Annotated in this window: 17 protein-coding genes; 5 read left to right on the top strand and 12 right to left on the bottom strand. The window is 64.9% G+C overall.

All coding sequences use genetic code 11. The features are described 5' to 3' along the window. Positions 1 to 6 precede the first annotated feature (6 nt). The 3 genes from AB4Y81_RS08910 to AB4Y81_RS08900 are packed head-to-tail and all read right to left on the bottom strand — an operon-like array spanning position 7 to position 5,183. Positions 7 to 1,569, bottom strand: a complete 1,563-nt coding sequence (locus tag AB4Y81_RS08910) for an FAD-dependent oxidoreductase (RefSeq protein WP_441995696.1) — start codon at positions 1,567 to 1,569, stop codon at positions 7 to 9. Beyond that, a complete protein-coding gene (locus AB4Y81_RS08905) occupies positions 1,566 to 3,770 on the bottom strand; it encodes a molybdopterin oxidoreductase family protein (protein WP_039240394.1) in 2,205 nt (734 codons plus the stop codon). Before AB4Y81_RS08905 ends, AB4Y81_RS08910 begins: the two co-directional genes overlap by 4 nt. After that, a complete protein-coding gene (locus AB4Y81_RS08900; protein WP_018777388.1) occupies positions 3,771 to 5,183 on the bottom strand; it encodes an MFS transporter in 1,413 nt (470 codons plus the stop codon). Positions 5,184 to 5,478: 295 nt separating this feature from the next. Between AB4Y81_RS08900 and AB4Y81_RS08895 the strand changes: the two genes are divergently transcribed. After that, entirely contained in the window at positions 5,479 to 6,888 is a 1,410-nt protein-coding gene (locus AB4Y81_RS08895; RefSeq protein WP_026267117.1) for an MFS transporter, read from the top strand. A gap of 81 nt (positions 6,889 to 6,969) precedes the next feature. Here AB4Y81_RS08895 and AB4Y81_RS08890 read toward each other — a convergent pair whose 3' ends face one another. The 9 genes from AB4Y81_RS08890 to AB4Y81_RS08850 form a co-directional block, all read right to left on the bottom strand. Continuing rightward, positions 6,970 to 8,784, bottom strand: coding sequence for an acetyl/propionyl/methylcrotonyl-CoA carboxylase subunit alpha (locus tag AB4Y81_RS08890; protein ID WP_441995695.1), 1,815 nt, complete (start codon positions 8,782 to 8,784; stop codon positions 6,970 to 6,972). Between the two features lie 117 nt (positions 8,785 to 8,901). Continuing rightward, positions 8,902 to 9,561 (bottom strand): Maf family protein, encoded by a 660-nt coding sequence (locus AB4Y81_RS08885; RefSeq protein ID WP_026267118.1) that lies wholly within the window; start codon positions 9,559 to 9,561, stop codon positions 8,902 to 8,904. 182 nt (positions 9,562 to 9,743) lie between these two features. Next, positions 9,744 to 12,269: an MMPL family transporter gene (locus tag AB4Y81_RS08880; RefSeq protein WP_441995694.1), complete on the bottom strand. Its 2,526-nt coding sequence runs from the start codon at positions 12,267 to 12,269 to the stop codon at positions 9,744 to 9,746. A 1-nt stretch (position 12,270) separates the two neighbouring features. Then, on the bottom strand, positions 12,271 to 12,990 hold the full coding sequence (locus tag AB4Y81_RS08875; RefSeq protein WP_231949088.1) for a TetR family transcriptional regulator: 720 nt from the start codon (positions 12,988 to 12,990) through the stop codon (positions 12,271 to 12,273). 104 nt (positions 12,991 to 13,094) lie between these two features. Continuing rightward, positions 13,095 to 13,556, bottom strand: coding sequence for a YbjQ family protein (locus AB4Y81_RS08870; RefSeq protein WP_039240400.1), 462 nt, complete (start codon positions 13,554 to 13,556; stop codon positions 13,095 to 13,097). Positions 13,557 to 13,660: 104 nt separating this feature from the next. Next, positions 13,661 to 15,094 (bottom strand): dicarboxylate/amino acid:cation symporter, encoded by a 1,434-nt coding sequence (locus tag AB4Y81_RS08865; protein ID WP_018777395.1) that lies wholly within the window; start codon positions 15,092 to 15,094, stop codon positions 13,661 to 13,663. Between the two features lie 128 nt (positions 15,095 to 15,222). Then, positions 15,223 to 16,905: a DUF885 domain-containing protein gene (locus AB4Y81_RS08860; protein WP_441995693.1), complete on the bottom strand. Its 1,683-nt coding sequence runs from the start codon at positions 16,903 to 16,905 to the stop codon at positions 15,223 to 15,225. Between the two features lie 65 nt (positions 16,906 to 16,970). Next, positions 16,971 to 17,228, bottom strand: coding sequence for an acyl-CoA carboxylase subunit epsilon (locus AB4Y81_RS08855; protein WP_018777397.1), 258 nt, complete (start codon positions 17,226 to 17,228; stop codon positions 16,971 to 16,973). After that, positions 17,225 to 18,808 (bottom strand): acyl-CoA carboxylase subunit beta, encoded by a 1,584-nt coding sequence (locus AB4Y81_RS08850; RefSeq protein ID WP_018777398.1) that lies wholly within the window; start codon positions 18,806 to 18,808, stop codon positions 17,225 to 17,227. The genes AB4Y81_RS08855 and AB4Y81_RS08850 overlap by 4 nt, the downstream gene beginning before the upstream one ends. Before the next feature lie 216 nt (positions 18,809 to 19,024). On the opposite strand from AB4Y81_RS08850, the gene AB4Y81_RS08845 reads away from it, so the two are divergent. From AB4Y81_RS08845 to AB4Y81_RS08830, 4 genes are all read left to right on the top strand, one after another. Then, positions 19,025 to 19,903: an SDR family oxidoreductase gene (locus AB4Y81_RS08845; protein ID WP_189075856.1), complete on the top strand. Its 879-nt coding sequence runs from the start codon at positions 19,025 to 19,027 to the stop codon at positions 19,901 to 19,903. Positions 19,904 to 19,970: 67 nt separating this feature from the next. Beyond that, positions 19,971 to 20,894, top strand: a complete 924-nt coding sequence (locus tag AB4Y81_RS08840) for a biotin--[acetyl-CoA-carboxylase] ligase (protein ID WP_441995692.1) — start codon at positions 19,971 to 19,973, stop codon at positions 20,892 to 20,894. Then, the gene (locus AB4Y81_RS08835) at positions 20,887 to 21,468 is read left to right on the top strand and encodes a PH domain-containing protein (RefSeq protein WP_189075855.1); all 582 of its coding nucleotides are present in this window, start codon (positions 20,887 to 20,889) and stop codon (positions 21,466 to 21,468) included. The genes AB4Y81_RS08840 and AB4Y81_RS08835 overlap by 8 nt, the downstream gene beginning before the upstream one ends. A 1-nt stretch (position 21,469) precedes the next feature. After that, positions 21,470 to 22,678 carry an adenylate/guanylate cyclase domain-containing protein gene (locus AB4Y81_RS08830; RefSeq protein ID WP_055975213.1) on the top strand — a complete coding sequence of 403 codons (1,209 nt, stop codon included), beginning with the start codon at positions 21,470 to 21,472 and terminating at the stop codon, positions 22,676 to 22,678. Positions 22,679 to 22,853: the final 175 nt, after the last annotated feature.

Genomic DNA, 22,853 nt, shown 5'->3' with positions numbered 1-22,853 from the left:
GCGGATTCAGGCGGTTGCGGCCTGGAAGTGCTTTTCGATGATCCCCTTGATGTCCTCATGGCATCCTCCGCAGCCGGTCCCTGCGCGGGTGGCCTTGGAGACCTCGCCTACGGTGCCGCAGCCAGCCAGCACGGAATCCTCAATGCTGGCCGCATTCACGCCAGCACAACGGCACACGGTCCGCTGGGGATCGTTGCTGGAGGCGCCGGCGTCGAGTTGGTCGGGCCCGTCCAGCCGGAGCAGCAGGGAGCGGTCCGCGGGCAGCTCCGAGGAGCGTTCGAAGAGCATCACCAGTTCAGCGGCGGTGCGGGGCATTCCCACAGCCACCAGGCCCTCCAGCACTCCGCCGCGCGTGGTCATCTTGACGTAGCGGCCGTGCTCGGGGTCGGCCCATTGGGAGATCTGGCGTCGTGCACGTCCAGCCGCAGCACCGGCTTCCAGGACTTCTTCGTCCCAGGGATCGGCTTGGTTGTCGCCTGCCATGGCCAGGTTGATGCCGCGGGCCTTCAGGACCACAACGCCGGGCTTTTCCGAGGGCAGGGGTTCCAGGGAGTCCGCGGCCAACTGGCCATCGCGGGCCAGGACCAACAGGTACTCCGCCAGCCATTCCGCCTGTCGCCAGCCCGGCCCCACCAGTCCTGAAGGGCCGCCCGCGGTCCGGCACTCCTTGCAGGAAGGATCGGCGCAATGGACTTCGGCGCAGTCACCGATCGCGAACATGTGAGGCTCGTGATGGGTCCGGAGGTGGTGGTCCACCAGGATGCCGGACGCCACGGGAAGCCCGCAGCCCTCGGCGAGTTCAAGGCGAGGGCGGACACCACAGGACAACACCAGCAGATCGCCGTCAATCGCGGATCCGTCATCGAGCAGCAGGGCCGAGAATGAGCCACCAGGACCTGCAGTCTCTACCCCGGTGGAGCGGGCATTGCCGGCCATCCGGACGCCACTTGCACGCAGGCTGTTGCTAAGGACGGAGCCGCTGCCTCGGTCGATGCTGCGGGCCAAGGGGAAGGGGCCGTTGTGGACCACGGTGGCCTTGGCGCCCTCCTCCGAGGCTGCCAGTGCTGTTTCCAGGCCGAGGACGCCTCCGCCCAGGACGACAACCCGCTTCTGCTGCCTAACCGCCGCGCGAAGCACAGCGGCGTCCTGAAGATCGCGAAGCGTGATGACGCCGGGAGGAAGGACGGGACCGGAAGGATCCGGGTTGAGCCCCGTGAGGTTGGGAATGACGGGTCGTGACCCGGTAGCGAACACCAGGCGGTCATAGTGCTCCGTGGTGCCGTCGGCGAGGACCACGTGCTGCCGGGCACGGTCGATCCTCTTGACCTTGACGCCCAGGCGGAGCTGCACGCCGTCGGCCTCCAGCCCGGGAACATCAGCCATGGCCAGTGCTTCGGCGCTTGTCCGCCCGACACCTAGTTCTGCCACCATCACGCGGTTGTACGCAGCGTCGCTTTCCTGACCGACCACCAGCAACTGCACGAGACCGGTCCGGACAGCGGGGAGAAGCTCCTCAACGAGCCGGGCAGCCACTGGCCCGAATCCTACGACGACAATGCGCTCGCTCATGAAGCCTCCTTGATGTGCAGTGGAATTCCCGCTCCGGCAGGAACGCCATCCAGGGTTCGTGAAGAGACCGCGCGCCGGACCCACACCCTGCTGGTCTTGAACTCCGGCATGCCGGAGATGGGATCTGTGGCCGACTCCGTCAGGCGATTGGCATTTTCCTGGCCGGGGAAGTGGAAGGGCAGGAAGACGGTGTCGGGGCGGACCGAGGTGCTCAGCTCGGCCCGGCACAGGACTTCTCCCCGCTCATTGGTCACTGTGGCGTAATCGCCGTCGGAAATCCCGCGTGCTGCCGCGGTTCCGGGATGGATGAGAAGCCGTGCCTGGGGTTGCGCCGCCAGCAGCTCGGCAACCCGGCGGGTCTGGGCGCCGGACTGGTAGTGCTCCAGGAGACGACCCGTAGCGAGCGCCAGGGAGTCGTCCGCAAATGAACGCGCAGCCCGTTTCGACGGCGTCACGGGAACCATCACGGCCCGGCCATCAGCGTGGGCAAAGCCGTCACCGAAGAGCCTCGGAGTGCCGGTGCTGCCGGTTGGATATGGCCAATAGGCTGCCTCGCCACGGTCCAGCATGGCGTAGTCGATGCCCGAGTAGTCCGCCAAGCCGCCGGCCGAGGCCAGGCGCAGCTCTTCGAAAACGGTCTCAGGGTCATCGCTGAACGTAGAAGGGGCTTCGAGCATCTCGGCGAGCCGGGCCATAAGCCACAACTCGCTGCGCACGCCCGGGGGAGGAGTGAGTGCCTTGCGACGGCGGATCACCCGGCCCTCCAGGTTGGTCAGGGTTCCTTCTTCCTCGGCCCACTGCGTGACAGGCAGGACCAGGTCCGCTTCGGCGGCCGTCTCGGACATGAAGAAGTCGCACACCACCAGGAAATCCAGGCTGCGCAAGCCCTGTGTCACGGCGTTGGTGTCCGGTGCGGAAACCACCACGTTGGCGCCGTGCACGAAAAGGCAGCGGACGCCGTCGGGCTGTCCCAGCGACTTGAGCAGTTCGACGGCGGGCAGGCCGGGTCCGGGGATCAGCGACTCGTCAACGCCCCAGACGCTGGCCACATGGGCACGCGCGGCGGGATCGGTGATCTTGCGGTAGCCGGGCAGCTGGTCGGCTTTCTGTCCGTGTTCCCGGCCGCCTTGTCCGTTGCCCTGGCCGGTGAGGGTGCCGTAGCCGCTGCGGGCCGAGCCGGGCAGTCCGAGGAGGAGACTTAGATTAATGGCTGCGGTGGCGGTATCGGTGCCGTCCACGTGCTGCTCCACGCCACGGCCGCTAAGGATGTAGCTGCCGCCCGCGCGGGCACCCTGGGCCAGGCGCCGGGCCGTTTCGCGGATGAGGTTGGCAGGGACGCCGGTGATGGACTGGACCCGCTCCGGCCAGAACGCGTTGAGGCTGCGCACCAGGGCTGAATATCCGCTGGTGCGTTCGGCGATGTATTCAGCGTCCACGAGCCCTTCGTGGACCACCACGTGCGAGATGCCCAACAGCAGTGCCAAATCGGTGCCGGGCGTCGGCTGCAGGTGGAGGCCGCCGCCGTCGGACGTGAACGCGGCGGTAGCCGAACGGCGGGGGTCCACCACGATCAGCCCGCCGGCGTCGCGGGCGCCCTGGAGGTGCTGGACGAACGGGGGCATGGTCTCGGCGACGTTGGATCCGAGCATAAGGATGACCGACGCCGAATCGAGGTCGGTCACGGGGAAGGGGAGCCCGCGGTCCACTCCGAACGCCCGGTTGCCGGCGGCCGCGGCCGAGGACATGCAGAACCGGCCGTTGTAGTCGATGCGGGACGTGCGCAGTGCCAGGCGGGCGAATTTACCCAGCAGGTACGCCTTCTCGTTGGTGAGGCCGCCGCCGCCGAAGACCCCAACAGCGTCGTTCCCGTATTGCTGCTGGGTGTCTTTGACGGCTGCGGCGATCAGCATGAGGGCCTGGTCCCAGGAGATGGGCTGGTGGACGCCGTCGGATCCTTTGAGCATCGGCTCCGTGACCCGGCCGCTATGGCGCAACAACGACGCCGATGTCCAGCCTTTGCGGCACAGCCCGCCCCGGTTTGTGGGGAAGTCGCGCCCTGAAACCTCGAGCGGGACGGCGGGGGTGGCCGGTTCTGCGGCGGGCGCTGCCGCTGTCCCTTGGACTGCGGGTGCAGCCGGGGTCAGCGTCATGGCGCACTGGAGCGCGCAGTAGGGGCAGTGGGTATCGGCGCCGTTGGGCATCTAGATGTGTCCGATCGTGTTGCGCTTCCGGGCGGGGCGGATGTAGCAGACCCAGCAGACGGTGAGCATCAGGACGTAGGCTCCGACAAAGCCGTAGAAGGCCGGGGTGTAGGAGCCGCTGGCTGTGTTGGATGCGTTGAGCACCTGCGGGATGACGAAGCCGCCATAGGCGCCGATCGCCGAGATCAGGCCGAGTGACGATGCTGCGAGGCGTGCTGTGGCGGCGCTGCTGGCGCCGGAGCGGGCAGCGCGGCTGGACGTTGCGAAGATGACCGGGATCATGCGGTACGTCGCGCCGTTTCCGAAGCCGCTGGCCAGGAAGAGCAGCAGGAACAGGCTGAGGAAGAGCCAGAAGTTCTTCAGCGGCAGCGTCCAGATCATGGTCAACGTGATGACGGCCATGGAAGCGAACGAGGCGATGGTCATGCGTGCCCCGCCCATGCGGTCGGCCATGCGTCCGCCGTAGGGTCGGGCCAGGGAACCGACCAGTGGGCCGAGGAAAGCCAGGGACAAGGCCACAGCGCCAACGTGGATCGAGGAGAAGTCCGGGAAGTAGTCCTTGATCAGTTTGGGGAAGACGCCCGCGAAGCCGATGAACGAGCCAAAAGTTCCGATGTACAGGAACGCCATGATCCATAGGTGAGGTTCCTTGAGGGCGGCCAGTGAGCCGGCCACATCACCTTTGGCGCTGGTGAGGTTGTTCATGTATTTGTACGCGCCGAAGGCGGCGATGATGATCAGCGGTATCCAGATGATGCCCGCCATGGGCAGGTTGACGGTTCCGGCGGCCAGCAGGGTGATGGCGATGGGGACAACAAGCTGTGCGACGGCGGCACCGAGGTTGCCGCCGGCGGCGTTCAGGCCCAGCGCCCAACCCTTTTCGCGCGCCGGGTAGAAGAAGGTGATGTTCGCCATCGAGCTGGCGAAGTTGCCGCCGCCGAAGCCTGCGAGGGCGGCGATGAGGAGCATGACACCGAAGGGTGTTTCGGGGTTCGACACGCAGATCGCCAGCCCGGTGGTGGGGATCAGGAGCAGGAGGGCCGAGACGATGGTCCAGTTCCGGCCACCGAACTTCGGAACCATGAAGGTGTAGGGAATGCGGAGTGTGGCGCCCACGAGGCTGGGGATGGAGATGAGCCAGAAGATCTGGTTGGAATCGAAGGTGAAGCCTGCCGCGGGGAGCTGGACCACCACGATGGACCACAGCTGCCAGACGACGAAGCCGAGGAATTCGGCAAAGATGGACCAGTACAGATTCCGCTTGGCGATGGACCGGCCTTCGGCTTCCCACTGGCCCTTGTCCTCGGCATCCCAGTTGGCAATCCAGCGGCCGGGGCGGTGCTCAAGGGCGGGGGTGGCAGCAGTGGTGGACTGGATGGGGGCCAGTGCATCTGCGGTGCTATCAACAGTCACGGAGTGCCTCCTTGGTGGGGGACGTTGTTCTTCCAAGGTAGGTTTGGCGCATTTCACGGACGGTCGCTGTTTGTAAACGCCCTGTGACATTTCCCTATCGGCGGGGTCACCAGCGCGTGAGACGGCGGTGAGGTAATGTGGCGCAGACCGCATGGTGGGATTTTCTCGTTCGTCCGCATATTGGACTTGGTTGTCCAGTCAATGGACAGCGGGAACTATTATTGAACTCTCAAATAATCCTTCGCCGGGCAAGCTCCGAGGGGCATCGGCCGGTATGAACGAAAGCTGCAACTACATGTCTTCCACCGCACCATCCAAGGAAGGCGAGTCCACTAAACCAGTGAACTCGCGGGGCAAGGTGATCTTCGCGAGCCTGATCGGCACGACGATCGAGTTCTACGACTTCTACGCCTATGCCACCGCGTCGGTACTCGTCTTCCCCAAGCTCTTCTTCCCGGACGCCACCGACATCAACGCGCTGCTCAGCGCCTTCGCCATCTTCGGTGTAGCCTTCTTCGCGCGTCCCATCGGCGCAGTGGTCTTCGGACACTTTGGTGACAAGATCGGCCGCAAGGGCACCCTGGTTGCCTCACTGCTGACCATGGGTATTGCAACCTTCCTCATCGGCCTCCTGCCCACCGCCTCCATGCCGGGTTGGGCCATCCTCGCGCCGATCATGCTGGTCGTGCTTCGCTTCTTCCAAGGCCTCGCCCTGGGTGGCGAGTGGTCCGGTGCTGCCTTGCTCGCAACGGAGAACGCGCCTGAAGGCAAGCGCGCAATTTACGGTACGTTCCCGCAGCTGGGTGCGCCGATCGGTTTCATCATCGCCAACGTGATCTTCATCTGGATGAACGTGGCGCTCAGTGCTGATGAGTTCCTTGCCTGGGGTTGGCGCGTGCCGTTCATCCTCAGCGCCGTGCTGGTCATCGTCGGTCTCTACGTCCGCCTGAAGCTGGTGGAGAGCGTGTCCTTCACCAAGGTCATCGAGCAGGAGAAGGTCCAGAAGCTGCCCCTCGCTGCAACGCTCAAGAGCCACTGGCGCCCGGTCCTCGCTGGTACGTTCATCATGTTCGCCACGTACGTGCTCTTCTACATCATGACCACGTTCACGCTGTCCTACGGCACCAAGCCAACGTTGGCCGGCGCCCAGGCCGCAGCCGAAAAGGCCGGCAAGCCGATGACGGCCGAGCAGGTCGCCGCGTTCGTCCCCGGGCTGGGCATCACCCGCTCTGACTTCCTCTGGATGCTGATCATCGGCGTCGTCTTCTTCGGCATCTTCACTGTGGTTTCGGGCCCGCTGGCCGAGAAGTGGGGCCGCCGGAAGTTCCTGCTGGGCGTCACGGCCGGAATCTTCGTTTTCGGTGCCCTCTGGTTCACCATGTTTGGACCCGGCCAGGCCGCAGCCATGGTGGGCCTGATCGTGGGCTTCACCCTCATGGGCCTGACGTTCGGCCCGATGGCGGCGATCCTGCCGGAGCTCTTCCCGGCGAACGTGCGTTACACCGGCTCGGCTGTCGCCTACAACCTGTCGTCCATGATCGGAGCGGCCCCTGCGTCCTTCGTGGCCATCGCCCTGTGGTCGGCGGCAAACGGCAGCACTTGGTTGGTGGGCGTCTACATGGCCGCCGCTGCCGTGGTCACCTTCATTGCCTTGCTCCTCACCCGGGAGACCAAGGACACGGACTACGAGAACAACGTCGCCTAAGAACCTTAAGAACAAGCTGCCCAATAACGACGCCGGCCCCGCACCGAAAGGTGCGGGGCCGGCGTCGTTAAGCGTCGGTTCCTAGTCCTCGATGGTCGCGATGACCGCACCGGCGGCCACGGTTTCCCCGGCGCTGGCAGACAGGCCCCGGACGGTGCCCGACTTGTGGGCGGTGAGGGGCTGTTCCATCTTCATGGCTTCGAGGACCACGATCAGATCGCCCTCGGCCACCACGTCACCTTCGGAGGCCGCCACCTTGACGATGGTGCCCTGCATGGGCGAGGTCAGTGCATCGCCGCCGGCAGCGGCAGCCGCAGCACCTGCCGAGCGGGAACGCTTCTTGGACTTGCCGGACTTCGTACCCGTCCCGGCGGAGGCGGTGGCGACGCCGGCACCCAGGCCGGACGGCAGGACCACTTCAAGGCGCTTGCCGCCAACCTCGACGACAACGCGCTGGCGCTCACCGGCGTCGGGCGTTCCGGCGTCTGCGCCCGCAGCAGACCAGGCCGGGATGCTGTTGACGAACTCGGTTTCGATCCAGCGGGTGTGGACCGAGAAGGGGCCCTCCGCGGGAGCGAAAGCAGGGTCGGTGACCACTGCGAGGTCGAACGGGATGACGGTGGGGATACCCTCCACCACCATTTCTTCCAGTGCGCGGCGTGAACGCTGGAGTGCTTGCTCGCGGGAAGCGCCGGTGACGACCAGCTTGGACAGCATGGAGTCGAAGTTGCCGCTGATGACGTCGCCCTGCTCGATGCCGGAATCCACGCGGACACCCGGGCCCGTGGGGTTCTTCAGGGTGGTGACCGTACCGGGCGCGGGCATGAAGTTCCGGCCCGGGTCTTCGCCGGTGATGCGGAACTCGAAGGAGTGGCCGCGGACCTCGGGGTCCTCGTAGCCAAGTGCCTCGCCGCGGGCAATGCGGAACTGCTCGCGGACAAGGTCAATGCCGGTGACCTCTTCGGAAACACAGTGCTCCACCTGGAGGCGCGTGTTGACCTCGAGGAAGGAAATGGTGCCGTCCTGGCCCACCAGGAACTCACAGGTTCCGGCACCCAGGTAGTTGGCTTCCTTGAGGATGGCCTTGGAGGATTCGTAGAGGCGCTTGTTCTGCTCTTCGCTCAGGTACGGGGCAGGGGCTTCTTCCACGAGCTTCTGGTTGCGGCGCTGCAACGAGCAGTCGCGGGTGGAGACCACTACCACGTTGCCGTAGGCGTCGGCCAGGCACTGGGTTTCGACGTGGCGGGGGGCGTCCAGGAACCGCTCGATGAAGCATTCGCCGCGGCCGAAGGCTGCAGTGGCTTCGCGGACGGCGGATTCGTAAAGCTCCGGAATTTCCTCCATGGTGCGCGCAACTTTGATGCCGCGCCCGCCGCCGCCAAACGCAGCCTTGATGGCAACCGGAAGGCCGAATTCTTCGRCAAACTTGAGGATTTCGTCCGCGGATTCCACGGGATCAGCCGTGCCGGGGACCAAGGGTGCGCCCACCTTTTCGGCAATGTGGCGGGCCTGGACCTTGTCGCCCAAAGCCGAAATGGCCTCAGGTGACGGGCCGATCCAGTTGATGCCGGCGTCGATGACTTTGGCGGCGAACTCGGCGTTCTCGGCCAGGAAGCCGTAGCCGGGGTGGATGGCATCCGCGCCCGACTGCTTGGCGACGTCGATGATCTTGTCCATCACCAGGTACGACTCAGCGGCCGTGTTCCCACCCAGGGCGTACGCTTCGTCGGCGAGGCGGACGTGGAGGGCGTCGCGGTCCGGGTCTGCGTAGACGGCTACGGAGGCAATGCCTTCGTCCCGGGCGGCTCGGATGATGCGGACCGCGATTTCGCCGCGGTTGGCAATCAAGACCTTGGTAAGAGGGCTGGAAATGGGCTGCGCCGGGTTAGCTGACAAGTTGTTGACTCCTTCTGTCCTTCAGGGAGCCTAGCGCGATTGTGAGGGTTCCGCCCATATTGATGGGGGATTCCGTGTGTGAGGCGATGTTCCTTTGTAGGGTTGCTACAAATTGCCCTACTGGCTGTCCGCGCCCCACAGTTCGGTGATACCCACCTTGGCATGCACCAGCAAGTCGCGGAGGGTGGAGATGGAAAGACCGACGACGGCGTGCGGGTCCCCGTCCACCTTGCGGATGAAGGCCCCGCCCAATCCGTCGATGGTGAACGAGCCAGCGCAGTGGAGCGGTTCACCGGTGGCGATGTAGGCGTTGATCTCGTTCTCGCTCATCGATGCGAAGTGCACCTCGGCGCTCGACACCGCTCCCACCGTAGCGCCCGTGCCTTCGGCGGGTTCATCGTTTTCCACGTTGGCGGCAGTGTCCCGGCAGTCAACCAGCCAGTGTCCGGTGTGCAGCACGCCTTGTGAGCCGCTCATGCGCAGCATCCGCTCGCGGGCAACCTCCGCGGTGTAGGGCTTGCCGTGGGACTCGCCGTCGAACTCGAACACGGAGTCGCAGCCGATCACCAGGGCACCTTCGGCCTCAGGCAGGGCAGCGACGGCCTCCGCCTTGGCCCTGGCAAGCAGGAGCGCGGTGTCGTGGGCGTCGGTCACGCCGTACTTTGCCTGTACTGCGTCCTCGTCCACGTCCGAAACCAGGACCTCGTGCCTGATCCCCGCCTCGGCGAGGAGTTTGGTACGGGCGGGGGACTGGGAGGCAAGGATCAATCGGGTCACGCTCCCCAGCCTAATATGACCCTCCCTCACATCCCGCGTGCTTCCCGTGGACCCTCCCTCACATCCTGCGTGCTTGCCGTAGACCCTCCCTCACATCCCGGCCTTAAATACCGGACGCTCCCTCACTGGCGAGAAGCAAGTGAGGGAGCGTCCGTGGTTATCAGTGGTGATGTGAGGAAGGGTTAGTGCACCAGTTCCTCGGCGCCGTCCTTTGAGCGGTCGCTGCGGTTTAGCTTTGCGCCCTCAACATCAACGTCCGGCAGGATCCGGCCAAGCCACTTGGGGAGCCACCAGGCCTTTTCGCCGAGCAGGTACATGATGGCCGGGACGATTGTCATGCGCACAACGAACGCATCGATCAGCACGCCAAATGCCAACGCGAAGCCGAGCGGCCGGACCATGGTCAAGTGGCTGAAGATGAAGCCGGAGAACACACTGACCATGATGATGGCGGCCGCGGTCACCACCGCGGCGGCGTGGCTGAAGCCGGAGCGGACGGCGTGCTTGGCTGACTCACCGTGCATGAAGGACTCCCGCATGCCGGACGTAATGAACACCTGGTAGTCCATGGCCAGGCCGAACAGCACGCCGATCAAGATGATGGGCAGGAAGCTCAGGACGGCACCCGGATTGGCGACGTCGAAGATTCCTCCCAGCCAGCCCCACTGGTAAACGGCGACCACTGCGCCGAAGGCGGCGGCGAGGGAGAGCAGGAATCCACCCGTGGCCAGCAGCGGCACCACGATGGAGCGGAACACCAGGAGCAGCAGGATCAGGGAGAGTCCCACCACGATCGCGAGGTACGGCGGCAGGGCCGCGCCGAGCTTGGCGGAGACGTCGATGTTGCCTGCCGTCTGGCCTGTCAGGCCGATGGTCACGCCGAGGTCGTCGTGGATGGCCGTGCCCTTGGCCCGCAGATCAGAGACAACCTGGACGGTCCCGGCGCTGGCAGGTCCTTCTTTGGGGATGACCTGAAAGACTGCGGTACGGTGGTCGTCGCTCAGGGCAACCGGAACGGCCGCAACCACGTTGTCGACGCTCCGGAGCTGGTCGGAGACGTCGTACTGCTTGTTCTTGGCGTCGTTGTCGCTCAATCCCTCGGGGAATTCGCCCACCACGATGATCGGGCCGGTCATGCCTTCGCCGAAGCTGCTGCGGGTGAGGTCGTAGGCCTTGTATGCCTGCGAATCGACGGGTTCCGATCCGCCGTCGGGCAGGGCCAGGCGGAGCTGCGAAGCCGGCAGGGCCAAAGCGCCCAACAGCACGACGCTTGCGATCAAGGAAACCCATGGGTGGCGCGTCACCAGGCCGCCCCAACCGCCGCTGCTCCGCTTCTCTTCGAGTTCGCGGTCGGCAGCTTCGTGGCCGGGTTCGGCGTTGTGCTTGGCGGCCTTGGCCCAGGCGCGCTTGGAGATGAGCCTGCGGCCGATCAGGCCGAGGACGGCGGGCGTCAGGGTCAAAGCCACGACGACGGCGACAGCAACTGTCGCTGCGGCGGCAACACCCATGACAGCAAGGAACGGCAGGCCCGGAACCACGAGGGCCGCCAAGGCGATGATCACGGTAAGGCCCGCGAAGAGCACCGCGTTGCCGGATGTGCCGGTAGCCAGTGCGGCCGATTCTTCTCCGTCCATGCCGGCGAGGAGTTGGGTGCGGTGACGGTTGACGATGAAGAGGGAGTAGTCGATGCCCACTGCGAGGCCGAGCATCAGCGCGAGCATGGGGGAGATGGAGCTCATGTCGATGACGCCGGTGAGTGCGAACGTTCCACCCACACCCACTGCCACGCCAATCAGGGCCATGAGCAACGGCAGGCCGGCGGCGATAAGGGTGCCGAGCATGAGGATCAGGACGAGGGCCGCGACGGCGACGCCGACGATTTCAGCGATGCCGAAGATTTCCGAGACGTCCTCGGTGATCTCCTTGCTGGCGTAGGCTGTGACGCCTGCCGAGGAAACGCCGTGCACGATCTCCTGGACTTCTTCGCGAACAGCGGGATCGACGGCATTGATGGAGGTCTTGAACTGGACCTGCGCGACGGCGGCCTTGTTGTCGTTGGAGACGAAACGCAGCCCCTCGGAGGCTTCAGCCTGCCGTTTGCCGAGCGCCAATGCCGCGGCGCCGTCGGCGGCTTCCTTCGCCCCGGCGTCGAGCTTTTCCTTGGTTGCGGCAAGTTCAGCGCGCTGCGGAGCCAGTTGCGCTTCGATCTGGGCGGGCGTAAGGCCGGATGCTGCAAGCTGCTGCTCCACGCCGGCAAGCTGTGCTTCGCCTGCGGTCAGCTGCGCGCGGCCCGCGTCCAAGTGGGCCTTGCCTTCGGCGGCTTTGGCTTCGCCGGCGGCGATGTCGCCGGGTGCCTTGTCCAGCTGCTCCTGCGTGGTGAAGGGGTTGACCGTTCCCTGGACGTCCGGCAGGCTCTTGAGCTTCTCAAGGGCTGCGGACACTGCGTCCTTCTTGGCCTGGTCGAATCCGGCATCCCCGGCGTCGAAGACCACGGAGGCTGACCCGCCGGAAGCGTCAGGCAGTGCTTCTTTGAGCTTGTCGGCCATCCGTTGGGTTTCGGTGCCCGGGATGGTGAAGTTGTTGGACATGGTGCCGTGGAAGGCTGCGGCCGAGCCGCCCACTGCCACCAGGACGGCCAGCCATATCGAGATGACCAGCCAGCGGCGGCGGTATGAAAACTTGCCGAGACGGTAGAGGAACGAAGCCATGTCAGAACCGATCTGTGGTGGTTGCGGCGGAGGTGGGGACGGGATGGCGGGAGGCGCCCGACGGCGGCGCGAAGCCGGCGCCGAGGAGGCCCATCGCATCGATGAGGTGCTGGCGCAGGGCCGCCAGTGATTCGGAGGAGAGGTCCGGTCCGCGTTCGGCGAACCAGACATTCATGGCGGCTTTGCCGCAGGAGATGACCGAGCCCGCCAGTGCGTGGAGGTACAGCTCGCTGACGCCGGAACCCAATCTGGTGCGGGCGGCGTCGATGATCTGCTCCGTGCAGTGGTCCCAGGCTTCAAGCTCGGAGCGGGCCAGCGAACGGTTGTCCTGGGTGAGGCTGAACAACTCGGCCATGGGGGCAACGGACATCGGGTCAGCGAGGGCCATCAGTGCGGCCTGTGCTGATTCGAGGATGGACTCGTCCGCCGGGCGCAGCCGGAACTGCTCCAATGCGTGGTCCATGAAGCCGTCCGCCACGGAGGCGAGGGCGGCTTCGAGGGTGGGGAAGTAGTTGAAGAATGTGCGCCGGGATACACCTGCGGCGGCAGCGATGTCTTCGACGGTGAAGTTGCCGGACCCCTGGCTGCGCAGAAGGTCCAGGGCTGCGGCCGCGATGGAGCTGCGGGTGGCCGCTTTGTTCAGCTCGCGCCGTGATGGGGTGCCGGCGCCGGAAAGGGCAGGGGAATCCGCGGCGGGATCGTGGGTGTTGCTTTGGGTCACGTAATTACACTAAGTGCAAGTTTGCACTCTGCGCAATTTGAAGGTGGTGAATGTGGAAAGTCCCGCCCTCGTTCGAACGAGGGCGGGACTATCGGAGCTTCAGATCAGAACTGCTGAGGCGGGGCTGGCGGAGTCGGCTGCTGCGGCGGAGTCGGCTGCTGCGGCGGGGCCGCGGGGGCTGGCTGCTGCTGGGAGGCGGTCTTTGTCAGGTACACCGACTGTCCCGTGGCGCCGGGCTCGCCCTCGCCCAGGGGCAGGACGTAGACGGCCGTGCCGTAGGCGCAGACTTCGGTCCAGTTGGTGCCCATTTCGGAGGTGTCAAAGCGCATGGCAACGATGGCGTTGGCGCCGCGCTGCTGTGCCTCGTTGACCATGCGCGCCATGACTTCCTGGCGGCTTTCGTAGAGTGCCTTGGTCATTTCGGGCAGCTCGCCGCCGCCGAGGGAACGGAAACCGGCAAGCATCTGGGAACCGATGTCCCGCGAGCGGACGGTGAGGCCCATGACTTCGCCGAAAACGGCGTCGATCCGGTGGCCCGGGATTTCATTGGAGGTGACGATCAACATGGTCAGAGCCTATCCAGCTTTCGGTCCTTTAACGGGGAAATCCCCCGGGGAGATCTCCCCGGGGGATTTCCGTCAGTCCGCACTGGCGCTGAGGACGGCAGGCGTTAGGCCTTGGAACCGGCCAGTTCACGCTCGTCGGCTTCAGCTGCTGCCTTGTCTGCCGCGTACTCATCGGCGAAGGCGGCACCGTTGCGCGGCGCGTTGTACAGCGACTCGTCCAGGATGCCCTGGCGCTTGGCCACGATGGCGGGGATCAAGGCCTGGCCTGCCACGTTGACGGCCGTGCGGCCCATGTCCAGGATGGGGTCGATGGCCAACAGGAGGCCGACGCCGGCCAGCGGCAGTCCCAGCGTGGACAGGGTCAGCGTCAGCATGACGACGGCGCCGGTGGTACCTGCCGTAGCGGCGGAACCGAGGACGGAGACCAGCACGATGAGCAGGTACTGGGTGAAGTCCAGGTTGATGCCGAAGAACTGCGCTACGAAGATTGCGGCAACGGCCGGGTAGATGGCAGCGCAACCGTCCATCTTGGTGGTGGCGCCCAGGGGCACTGCGAAGGAAGCGTAACCGGAGGGCACGCCTAGGTTCCGTTCAGTGACGCGCTGCGTGAGCGGCAGCGTGCCGATGGAGGAGCGGGAGACGAACGCCAGTTGCACTGCCGGCCAGACGCCGGAGAAGTACTGCTTGATGGAGAGTCCGTGAGCCCGTACCAGGATGGGGTAAAGGACGAACAGCACCAGGGCCAGGCCGATGTAGATGGCGGCGGTGAACTTGCCCAGCGAGCCGATGGTGTCCCAGCCGTAGATTGCAACTGCGTTGCCGATCAGGCCGATGGTGCCCAGCGGGGCGATGCGGATGATCCACCACAGGACCTTCTGGATGACGGCCAGTGCGGAAGCGTTGAAGGTCAGGAAGGCCTCAGCCTGCTTGCCCACCTTGAGGGCTGCGATGCCGACGGCGATCGCGACCACCAGGATCTGGAGGACGTTGAAGCTGACGGAAGTGCTCACCGTGGTGGCTGCGTTGGCGCTTTCCGTGACGGTGGAGCTCGCACCAAGGCCCAGGAAGTTCTTCGGGAATAGGCCGATCAGGAAGGCCCACCAGTCACCGGTCTTGCCGGCGTATTCGGCTTTCTGGGTGATGCCCGTGGCGGCGCCAGGCTGCAGGAGCACGCCCAGGCCGATGCCGATGAGCACCGAAACCAGCGAGGTGATGGCGAACCACAGCAGCGTGTTCCATGCGAGGCGCGCGGCGTTGGAGACCTGGCGCAGGTTCGCGATGGAGCTCACCACGGCGGTGAAAATCAAGGGAACGACGGCGGTCTGCAGCAACGAGACGTAGCTGGAGCCGATCGTCTGGAGGGTTGCGCCGAGACCGTTGGGGGCTGTCTTGGTGCTGCCCGTGTACTTGGCGATCAGGCCGAGAACGAGGCCGATGATGAGGGCTGCGATGATCTGGACGCCGAAGGATCCGGCCCACTTGGGGAGCCGGAAGCCGGATTTTCCAGCTGAAGGGGAGGTGTTGGTTGAGGTGCTCACCGGAACACGGTAGGTGCACCTCAAATAACATAGCGAACGGACGTTGAGAAATGTTACGTGCGTGTAAGTTATTCCCGCCCGGGACGTGGCGTGCGTCTCGCCGGACGCCCGTCCCGGGCGGGTTTTGGCTAACCCAGCAATGCCCGGCGCAGGACGTCCAGCCCCACCGAGCCGATGTTCAATGCTTTGCTGTGGAACGATTTCAGGTCAAAATCCTCCTGCGACTCGAGTTCAGCGCGGATCTGTTCCCAGWGGCGCTGCCCCACCTTGTATGACGGAGCCTGTCCGGGCCAGCCGAGGTAGCGCGCGAATTCGAACTGGAGTTGGCCTTCGCTGATATCGAGGTTGGCCTTGAGGAAGTCGAAGCCCTTCTCCGGGGTCCAGGTTCCGGTGCCCCAGCGTTCGGGGACGGGCAATTCCAGGTGGACGCCGATGTCGAACACCACGCGGGCTGCACGCATGCGCTGGCCATCGAGCATGCCCATGTGGTCGCCCGGGTCTTTGAGGTAGCCCAGTTCCAGCATGAGCTGCTCGGCGTAGAGTGCCCAGCCCTCGCCGTGCCCGGAGACCCAGCACACGTTGCGGCGCCAGTTGTTCAGGAGTTCGCGCCGGTACGTTGCCGTCGCTACCTGGAGGTGGTGGCCGGGGACGCCCTCGTGGAACACCGTGGTGGTTTCGGACCAGGTAGTGAAAGTGTCTTCGCCGGCCGGTACGGACCACCACATGCGGCCGGGCCGGGAGAAATCATCGGACGGGCCGGTGTAGTAGATGCCGCCTTCATCGGTAGGGGCGATCATGCACTCAAGCGTCTTCATGACGTCGGGGATGTCGAAATGGACGTCGGCGAGTTCCGAGACGGCGCGATCGGAGAGCTCCTGCATCCAGGCCTTGAGAGCGTCGGTGCCCTTGATCTGGCGGGCAGGATCGTTGTTGAGGATGTTCTTGGCTTCCTCGATCGACGCGCCGGGCTTGATCTGTCCGGCTACCTTCTCCTGCTCGCCGATGAGCCTCTCAAGCTCCTGGACACCCCACGCGTAGGTTTCTTCGAGATCCACTTCGGCGCCGATGAAGGACCGGGATGCGAGGGCGTAGCGTTCGCGTCCCACTGCGTCCTTTTCCGGGGCTGCGGGGAGCAGTTCGTCCCGCAGGAAAGCACCCAATGAGCTGTAGGCAGCGCGTGCCGCGGCGGTGCCGGCGTCGAGCTTGTCCTGGACCCCGGCGGGCAGAGGCGCGCCATCAATGGCCGCGTTGGCAAGCATCTTGGCGAAGAATCCGTCCCCGGCGGCGTACCGGCCGGTCTGCTCGATGACAATCCGGACCTGGCGGGCTGCGGCCACCTTGCCGTCTTCCTTGGCCGCGCGCAGGGACGAAATGTAGCCCTCGATGGCCCCGGGAACATTGGCCGCGCGGCCGGCGATGTGTTCCCACTGCTCCGCAGTGTCCGTGGGCATGAGGTCGAAAACGGCGCGGATGTCCTGGGCGGGAGAGGCGATGTTGTTCAGGTCCGCGGCATCCCAGCCGGACTCGTGGATCTCAAGATCCAGGCCCAGCCGCTCGCGCATGGCGTCGAGGGTGACGGCGTCCACATCATCGGAAGGCTCAAGGCCTGCCAGGGCGTCCAAGGCCAACCTTGTGGCCTCCGCATGGGCTGCGGCCCCGGCAGGCGAGTAGTCCTGGTACTCCGTTTCGTGCCCTGGCAAGCCCAGTGTGGTGGCGAAACCGGGATTGAGTTCGATCAGCTTTTCTGTGTACGCGTCAGCGACGGCATCAATGGCGGACTTTGGGCGTACGGGGGTGTTTGCAGTAGTCACCCACAGAGCCTAACCGCGTCCGCGTCTACGTGAAAGGGTTGTTGAACTCTTGGGCGGTAGGAAAACTACCCCCGGCTGCGCCGCCACGCGCCGGGACCCGGGCTGGGGTCCAGGCGCAGTTGTTGGCGACGGACCCAGTGCCGGACGTTCGGCTTGGTTGGAGCCGCTTCCTGCGGAGCGTTGAGGGAAACCACGACGGCGGCAATCGCCGCGAGTTCCTCGGCCGTCGGTTCGCCCTTGACCACTGAGAACAGGGGCTCGGCGGCTGCTTCGGCGGGCAACTGGTCCGGCGCGGAATCGGCGCGGTGCTTGGGTGCGGTCACAGCGGGATGTTTCCGTGCTTCTTGGTGGGCAGGCTGGCGCGCTTGTCGCGGAGGGCCCGCAGGCCGCGGATGATCTGCAGGCGGGTGTCCGAGGGGGCGATCACTGCGTCAACGTAGCCCAGCTGTGCAGCCTGGTAAGGATTGAGGAGTTCTTCCTCGTAGCCCTGGATGATCTCGGCGCGCTTGGCCTCTACGTCTCCACCGGCCTCGGCGACGGCAGCGAGATCGCGGCGGTAGAGGATGTTGACGGCACCCTGGGCGCCCATGACGCCGATCTGTGCCGTGGGCCAGGCAAGGTTGAGGTCGGCTCCGAGCTTCTTGGAACCCATCACGATGTAGGCGCCACCGTAGGCCTTGCGGGTGATGACGGTGAGCTTGGGGACCGTGGCTTCGGCGTAGGCGTAGAGGAGCTTGGCGCCGCGGCGGATGATGCCCTGGAATTCCTGGTCCTTGCCGGGCAGGAAGCCGGGGACGTCAACCAGCGTGATGATGGGGACGTTGAAGGCGTCGCAATGGCGGACGAACCGTGCCGCCTTTTCCGAGGCCGAGATGTCCAGCGTGCCGGCGAACTGCATCGGCTGGTTGGCGACGATGCCCACGGTATGTCCCTCGACGCGGCCGTAGCCAATGATCACGTTGGGCGCGTAGAGCGACTGCATCTCCAAGAAGTGGGCATCGTCCACGATCTGCTCAATGACCTTGCGCATGTCGTAGGGCTGGTTGGCGGAGTCCGGAATCAGCGAGTCCAGGGCGAGGTCGTCGTCGTTGAGTTCCAGTTCCTGGTCGTGCTCAACAACCGGGGCCTCGGAGAGGTTGTTGGACGGAAGGAAGTCCAGGAGTTCGCGCACGAATTCGATCGCGTCGGCCTCGTCGGATGCCAAGTAGGTGGAGGTACCGGTGGTGGCGTTGTGCTGCCGTGCGCCACCCAGGGTTTCCATGTCCACGTCTTCACCGGTGACGGTCTTGATGACGTCGGGGCCGGTGATGAACATGTGCGAGGTCTTGTCCACCATCACCACGTAGTCGGTCAGGGCGGGGGAGTAGGCTGCGCCGCCGGCGCAAGGGCCCATGATGAGGGAGATCTGGGGGACCACGCCGGAGGCATGGACGTTGTTGCGGAAGATGTCCGCGAACATGGCCAGTGAGGCCACGCCTTCCTGGATGCGCGCGCCGCCGCCGTCGTTGATGCCGACAACCGGGCAGCCGTTGCGGAGGGCGAATTCCTGGACCTTGACGATTTTCTCGCCGTTGACCTGGCTCAGCGAGCCGCCGTAGACGCTGAAGTCCTGGCTGTAGATGGCCACCAGGCGGCCATCTACGGTTCCGTAACCGGAGACCACGCCATCACCGAGCGGCTTCTTCTTTTCCATGCCGAAGGCTGTGGAACGGTGGACCGCAAGGGCGTCGAACTCAACGAAGGAATCCGGGTCAACCAGGAGGTCGATGCGCTCACGGGCGGTGTTCTTGCCGCGTGCGTGCTGCTTCTCAACCGCTTCCGGGCCGGAAGGCTGCTCTGCCCGTGCCTGGCGGTCGCGGAAGTCGGCAATCTTTCCCGCTGTCGTTGTCAGATCGTGGCTCATCAAGTGTCTCCGGCTCTGTAGCTGATATTCGCTGGCGCAGTCCTGGGTGCGGACAGAAGCTCACTTAAGTAGCTTCCGTACAAAGAACAGGCCCCGCAGGCCAGTCTAGTGACGCCTTTGCCGCGAACCGCTGTAGAAACCCTACAATTTTCCGCGTCGTAGCCAAATCCTTCACTATGTTACCCGTCGGTAACATAGTTGGGTTAGAGTGTCCCCATGAGTTCAAGCAACGACGCTTCCAGCACACTTTCCCCGAGTGGCAGCCCCTACGTCGCCACGGGTTCGCTCAAGGACCGGACCATCCTGATGTCAGGCGGAAGCCGTGGCATCGGGCTGGCCATCGCCACCCGCGCGGCCCGCGACGGCGCAAACATCGTCCTGATGGCCAAGACCGGCGATCCCCACCCGAAACTGGAGGGTACGGTCTTTACGGCTGCGGAGCAGTTGGTCGCTGCCGGCGGCCAGGCCCTGCCGCTGGTGGGGGACGTCCGCAATGACGACGACGTCGCCGCGGCAGTCACAGCCGCCGTCGAGCGTTTCGGAGGCATCGACGTCGTGGTCAACAACGCCTCGGCCATCGACCTGTCCCGCACCGACGCTGTCGACATGAAGCGGTACGACCTCATGCAGGACATCAACGTCCGTGGAACATTCCTGTTGTCCAAGCTGGCGCTGCCTGCCCTACGGGAATCCAGTCACGGCCACATCCTCACGTTGTCCCCGCCACTGAACCTCGACCCGAAGTGGGCAGGGATGCACCTGGCCTACACCATGGCCAAGTACGGGATGAGCCTGACGACCCTGGGCCTCGCGGAAGAATTGAAGGACGACGGCGTATCGGTCAACTCGTTGTGGCCATGCACCCTGATCGACACCGCCGCGATCCGCAACATGCCCGGTGGGCGTCAAATGGTACAGGCAGCCCGTGGCCCCGAAATCATGGCCGACGCAGCGCATGCAGTGCTGACGGGGTCCGGAGCCACAGGCAACTTCTATACGGATGAGCAGGTCCTGCGAGCGGCCGGCGTATCCGACTTTTCCCCCTACAGCCTCGGTGCGCCGGAAGACCGCCTGGTGCCGGACATCTTCCTCTAAGCGTTTTCACGGGTTCTTTTCAGGGCCGCCGGCATTCCTGGACGGCACAACTGGATAGGATTCAGCTATGGATGCCGAACAGCCAGACAGCAGCGAAGCAGTTGACCCGCCCAGCGGCATGGAGCGGCCCGCACTGGACCGCGCGGCGCTGCTGGATCCGGACTTCCTGTCCTCCGCCGGCATCTCGCAACTGAAGATTGTGGACTCCACAGGGTCCACGAACGCGGACCTGGTTCGGGCCGTGACGGTAGAGCCGGGCAAGTGGGCCGATCTCGCGGTGCTGACGGCCGAACACCAGACGGCCGCACGCGGACGCCTGGACCGGCACTGGGAAGCCCCGGAGCGCTCTGCGGTCTCAGTCTCGATCGTGCTGCGGCCCGTGACGTCCCAAGGAATGCCCGTTCCGACCCAAAGCTACTCGTGGCTGTCACTTCTCGCAGCCGTTGCCCTGCGCGAAGCCCTGCAGGAAACGGCCGGGCTGCCGGCCGACATCAAATGGCCGAATGATGTCCTTGTTAACGGGCGGAAGATCGCCGGCATCCTTGCCCAGATGACGCCTCTCGGGGACGGATCTGTCCCAGCGGTGATCCTCGGGGTGGGACTGAATGTCTCTCTCGCCGAGGACGAGCTCCCCGTACCTTCTGCGACATCGCTCGCCGTCGAAGGAGCCACGACGACGGACCGCACCACGCTGCTGAAAAGCTACCTGTCGCGTTTCGCCCGGCTTTACCGCAGCTTCTGCAACTCCGAGGGTGACCCTTCGGCCGGTTTGGCCGGGGGAGCGTCCTTGCATAAGCGGGTCGAATCGGCCATGGTCACCTTGGGCCGGGAGGTGCGCGCGCATCTGCCGGGCGACCTCGAGCTGGTCGGCCACGCGTCCCGCCTGGATGAGCATGGTTCGTTGCTGGTGGTGGACCACAGTGGCCGGGAACACGTCATAACTGCCGGCGATGTGGTGCACCTCCGCGCCACAGAAAGCGGTTATGCGTAAAGAGTTGCTTCCGGGGGAGCAGGTCATCACCATCACGCGTCAACAGGCCCGCTCGCTCTTCTTTCCAGTGCTGGCCTTCATTGTGGTTCCTGCCGTCGCTGCCTATGCCTGTGCCTGGGTCATCAAGGGCAACGCCCAGCGGCTGGTGCCCTTCATATCAACGGAGTGGACACCGTGGCTCGTGGGTGCGTGCGTGGTGCTGGCGGCGTGGTTCCTGCTGGCCTACAGCATCAAGCGGGTACTGAAATGGCGATCCATCAGATACACCCTCACCAGTCGACGCATACTTGCCAGATACGGAATGTTCAGGCGCAACGACTGGCAGATTTCCCTGGCGGCCATCCGCCATGTGGAAGTCCATCAGAGCCTGCTCCAACGGACATTGCACTCAGGGAATATATCCTTGGATACCGGGCATTCCGGAACAGCGCTGCTGGCAGATGTCCCGGAGGTGGGGAAATTCAGGGGCTTCATCCTTGACGCGTTGGACGAACTCCCGCAAGGTGAGGTTTTTGAGGGTGAACTGCTGGGGGACTATGAAGAATTGCCGTGGGAATTGAGAGAAGGTGGATGAGATGAGCGTTGAGGATCAGCAGTCCGGCGAGGACCTGGACCAGGAGTTCGACGCCGTACCCGAGCCTTCAGTGGACGACGACACGGAAGAAGACGACACGGACGACGACGACACAGCCGCCGGGTCCTCCCAGGCTCCCGTGCCTACAGGCCCGCCCACTGGCGTGATGTCGGCAGAGCGGCTGGCGATCAAGGCCCTGGAGGCAAAGCTTCTTGGCGGCGAACGGAAGCTGCGTCGTCGTGAAGTGGCCGCTGGCGCGGGCGTTTCCATTTTGTCTGCCCGTAAGGTGTGGCGCGCGCTGGGTTTCCCGAACTTCAATGACGAGGACGTGGCGTTCACCGAGCGCGACCAGGCTGCACTGTCCAGCATCCTGGACCTGGTGCGCGCCGGCATCCTGACCGAAGAAGCCGCGATCTCCGTGACCCGATCCATCGGCCAGATGACAGACCGCATGGTGGTCTGGCAGATCGAAGCGTTGGTCGAGGACATGGTGTCCGAACAGGGTATTCCGGATGCCGTTGCGCGGAAGCAACTGGTGGGACGCTTGCCGTCACTGGTGGATTCCTTGGAAGAGATCCTCGTCTATTCGTACCGACGCCAGCTCAACGCCGGCGTCCAACGGCTCGCTGTCCGGGCCGAAGCCGGTTTGCAGGCCAGCGAGGAAGGCCGCGAAGGGGACGAGGACGACTCCCCGTTGCCCTTGGCGCGCGCAGTGGGCTTCGCGGACCTCGTCTCCTACACCAGCCTTTCCCGGCGGATGAACGAGAAGACGCTGGCCCAGTTGGTGCAGCGCTTCGAGAACAAATGCGCCGAAATCATCTCCGTTGGCGGTGGTCGACTGGTCAAGACTGTCGGCGACGAAGTGCTGTACATTGCCGAGACCCCGGCCGCCGGGGCCGAGATCTCGCTTGCTTTGGCGCAGGCCTTTACCGAGGACGAGATCCTGCCCCAATGCCGGGTTTCCATGGTGTGGGGACGCATTCTTTCGCGGCTCGGGGACATTTATGGTCCCACCGTGAACCTGGCCGCGCGCCTCACGACGCTCGCCCAGCCCGGGACGGTGCTGGTGGACGCCATGACCGCAGCTGCCCTCGGCCAGGACGACCGCTTCGTGCTGGTGCCCCAGAAGTCGGAGAACGTCCGTGGCTTTGGCGAGATCCATCCGGTCATGCTGGCCCGCGGCCGTGGCAAGGGCCTGGTTCTCGACTAGGACTGCTCGTTCCCGGGCAATGCCCGACGTTCCCCGCCCATCGCTGGGCGGGCCCCACGGACTGTTGCGTTCCTGGCAGCCCATGTTGCGCACTCTTGGCTAATCGATGGATTAACCCGGTACTCTTAGCTTGTTTGTGTTGTGATGGCCCGGGGTTCGGTGCTGGCTGCCTAAA

Origin of the sequence: Paenarthrobacter sp. TAF1 (genome assembly GCF_052113825.1) — a bacterium.
GTDB classification, from domain to species: domain Bacteria; phylum Actinomycetota; class Actinomycetes; order Actinomycetales; family Micrococcaceae; genus Arthrobacter; species Arthrobacter nicotinovorans.
The sequence above is the reverse complement of the archived record's forward strand: the minus strand, read 5'-3'. Positions and strand labels throughout refer to the sequence as shown.

Bases quoted from the DNA above. Each gene is read 5' to 3' on its own strand.
- AB4Y81_RS08910 (WP_441995696.1), bottom strand. From the start codon at position 1,569: ATGAGCGAGCGCATTGTCGTCGTAGGATTCGGGCCAGTGGCTGCCCGG.
- AB4Y81_RS08905 (WP_039240394.1), bottom strand. From the start codon at position 3,770: ATGCCCAACGGCGCCGATACCCACTGCCCCTACTGCGCGCTCCAGTGC.
- AB4Y81_RS08895 (WP_026267117.1), top strand. From the start codon at position 5,479: ATGTCTTCCACCGCACCATCCAAGGAAGGCGAGTCCACTAAACCAGTG.
- AB4Y81_RS08880 (WP_441995694.1), bottom strand. From the start codon at position 12,269: ATGGCTTCGTTCCTCTACCGTCTCGGCAAGTTTTCATACCGCCGCCGC.
- AB4Y81_RS08870 (WP_039240400.1), bottom strand. From the start codon at position 13,556: ATGTTGATCGTCACCTCCAATGAAATCCCGGGCCACCGGATCGACGCC.
- AB4Y81_RS08850 (WP_018777398.1), bottom strand. From the start codon at position 18,808: ATGAGCCACGATCTGACAACGACAGCGGGAAAGATTGCCGACTTCCGC.
- AB4Y81_RS08845 (WP_189075856.1), top strand. From the start codon at position 19,025: ATGAGTTCAAGCAACGACGCTTCCAGCACACTTTCCCCGAGTGGCAGC.
- AB4Y81_RS08840 (WP_441995692.1), top strand. From the start codon at position 19,971: ATGGATGCCGAACAGCCAGACAGCAGCGAAGCAGTTGACCCGCCCAGC.
- AB4Y81_RS08835 (WP_189075855.1), top strand. From the start codon at position 20,887: ATGCGTAAAGAGTTGCTTCCGGGGGAGCAGGTCATCACCATCACGCGT.
- AB4Y81_RS08830 (WP_055975213.1), top strand. From the start codon at position 21,470: ATGAGCGTTGAGGATCAGCAGTCCGGCGAGGACCTGGACCAGGAGTTC.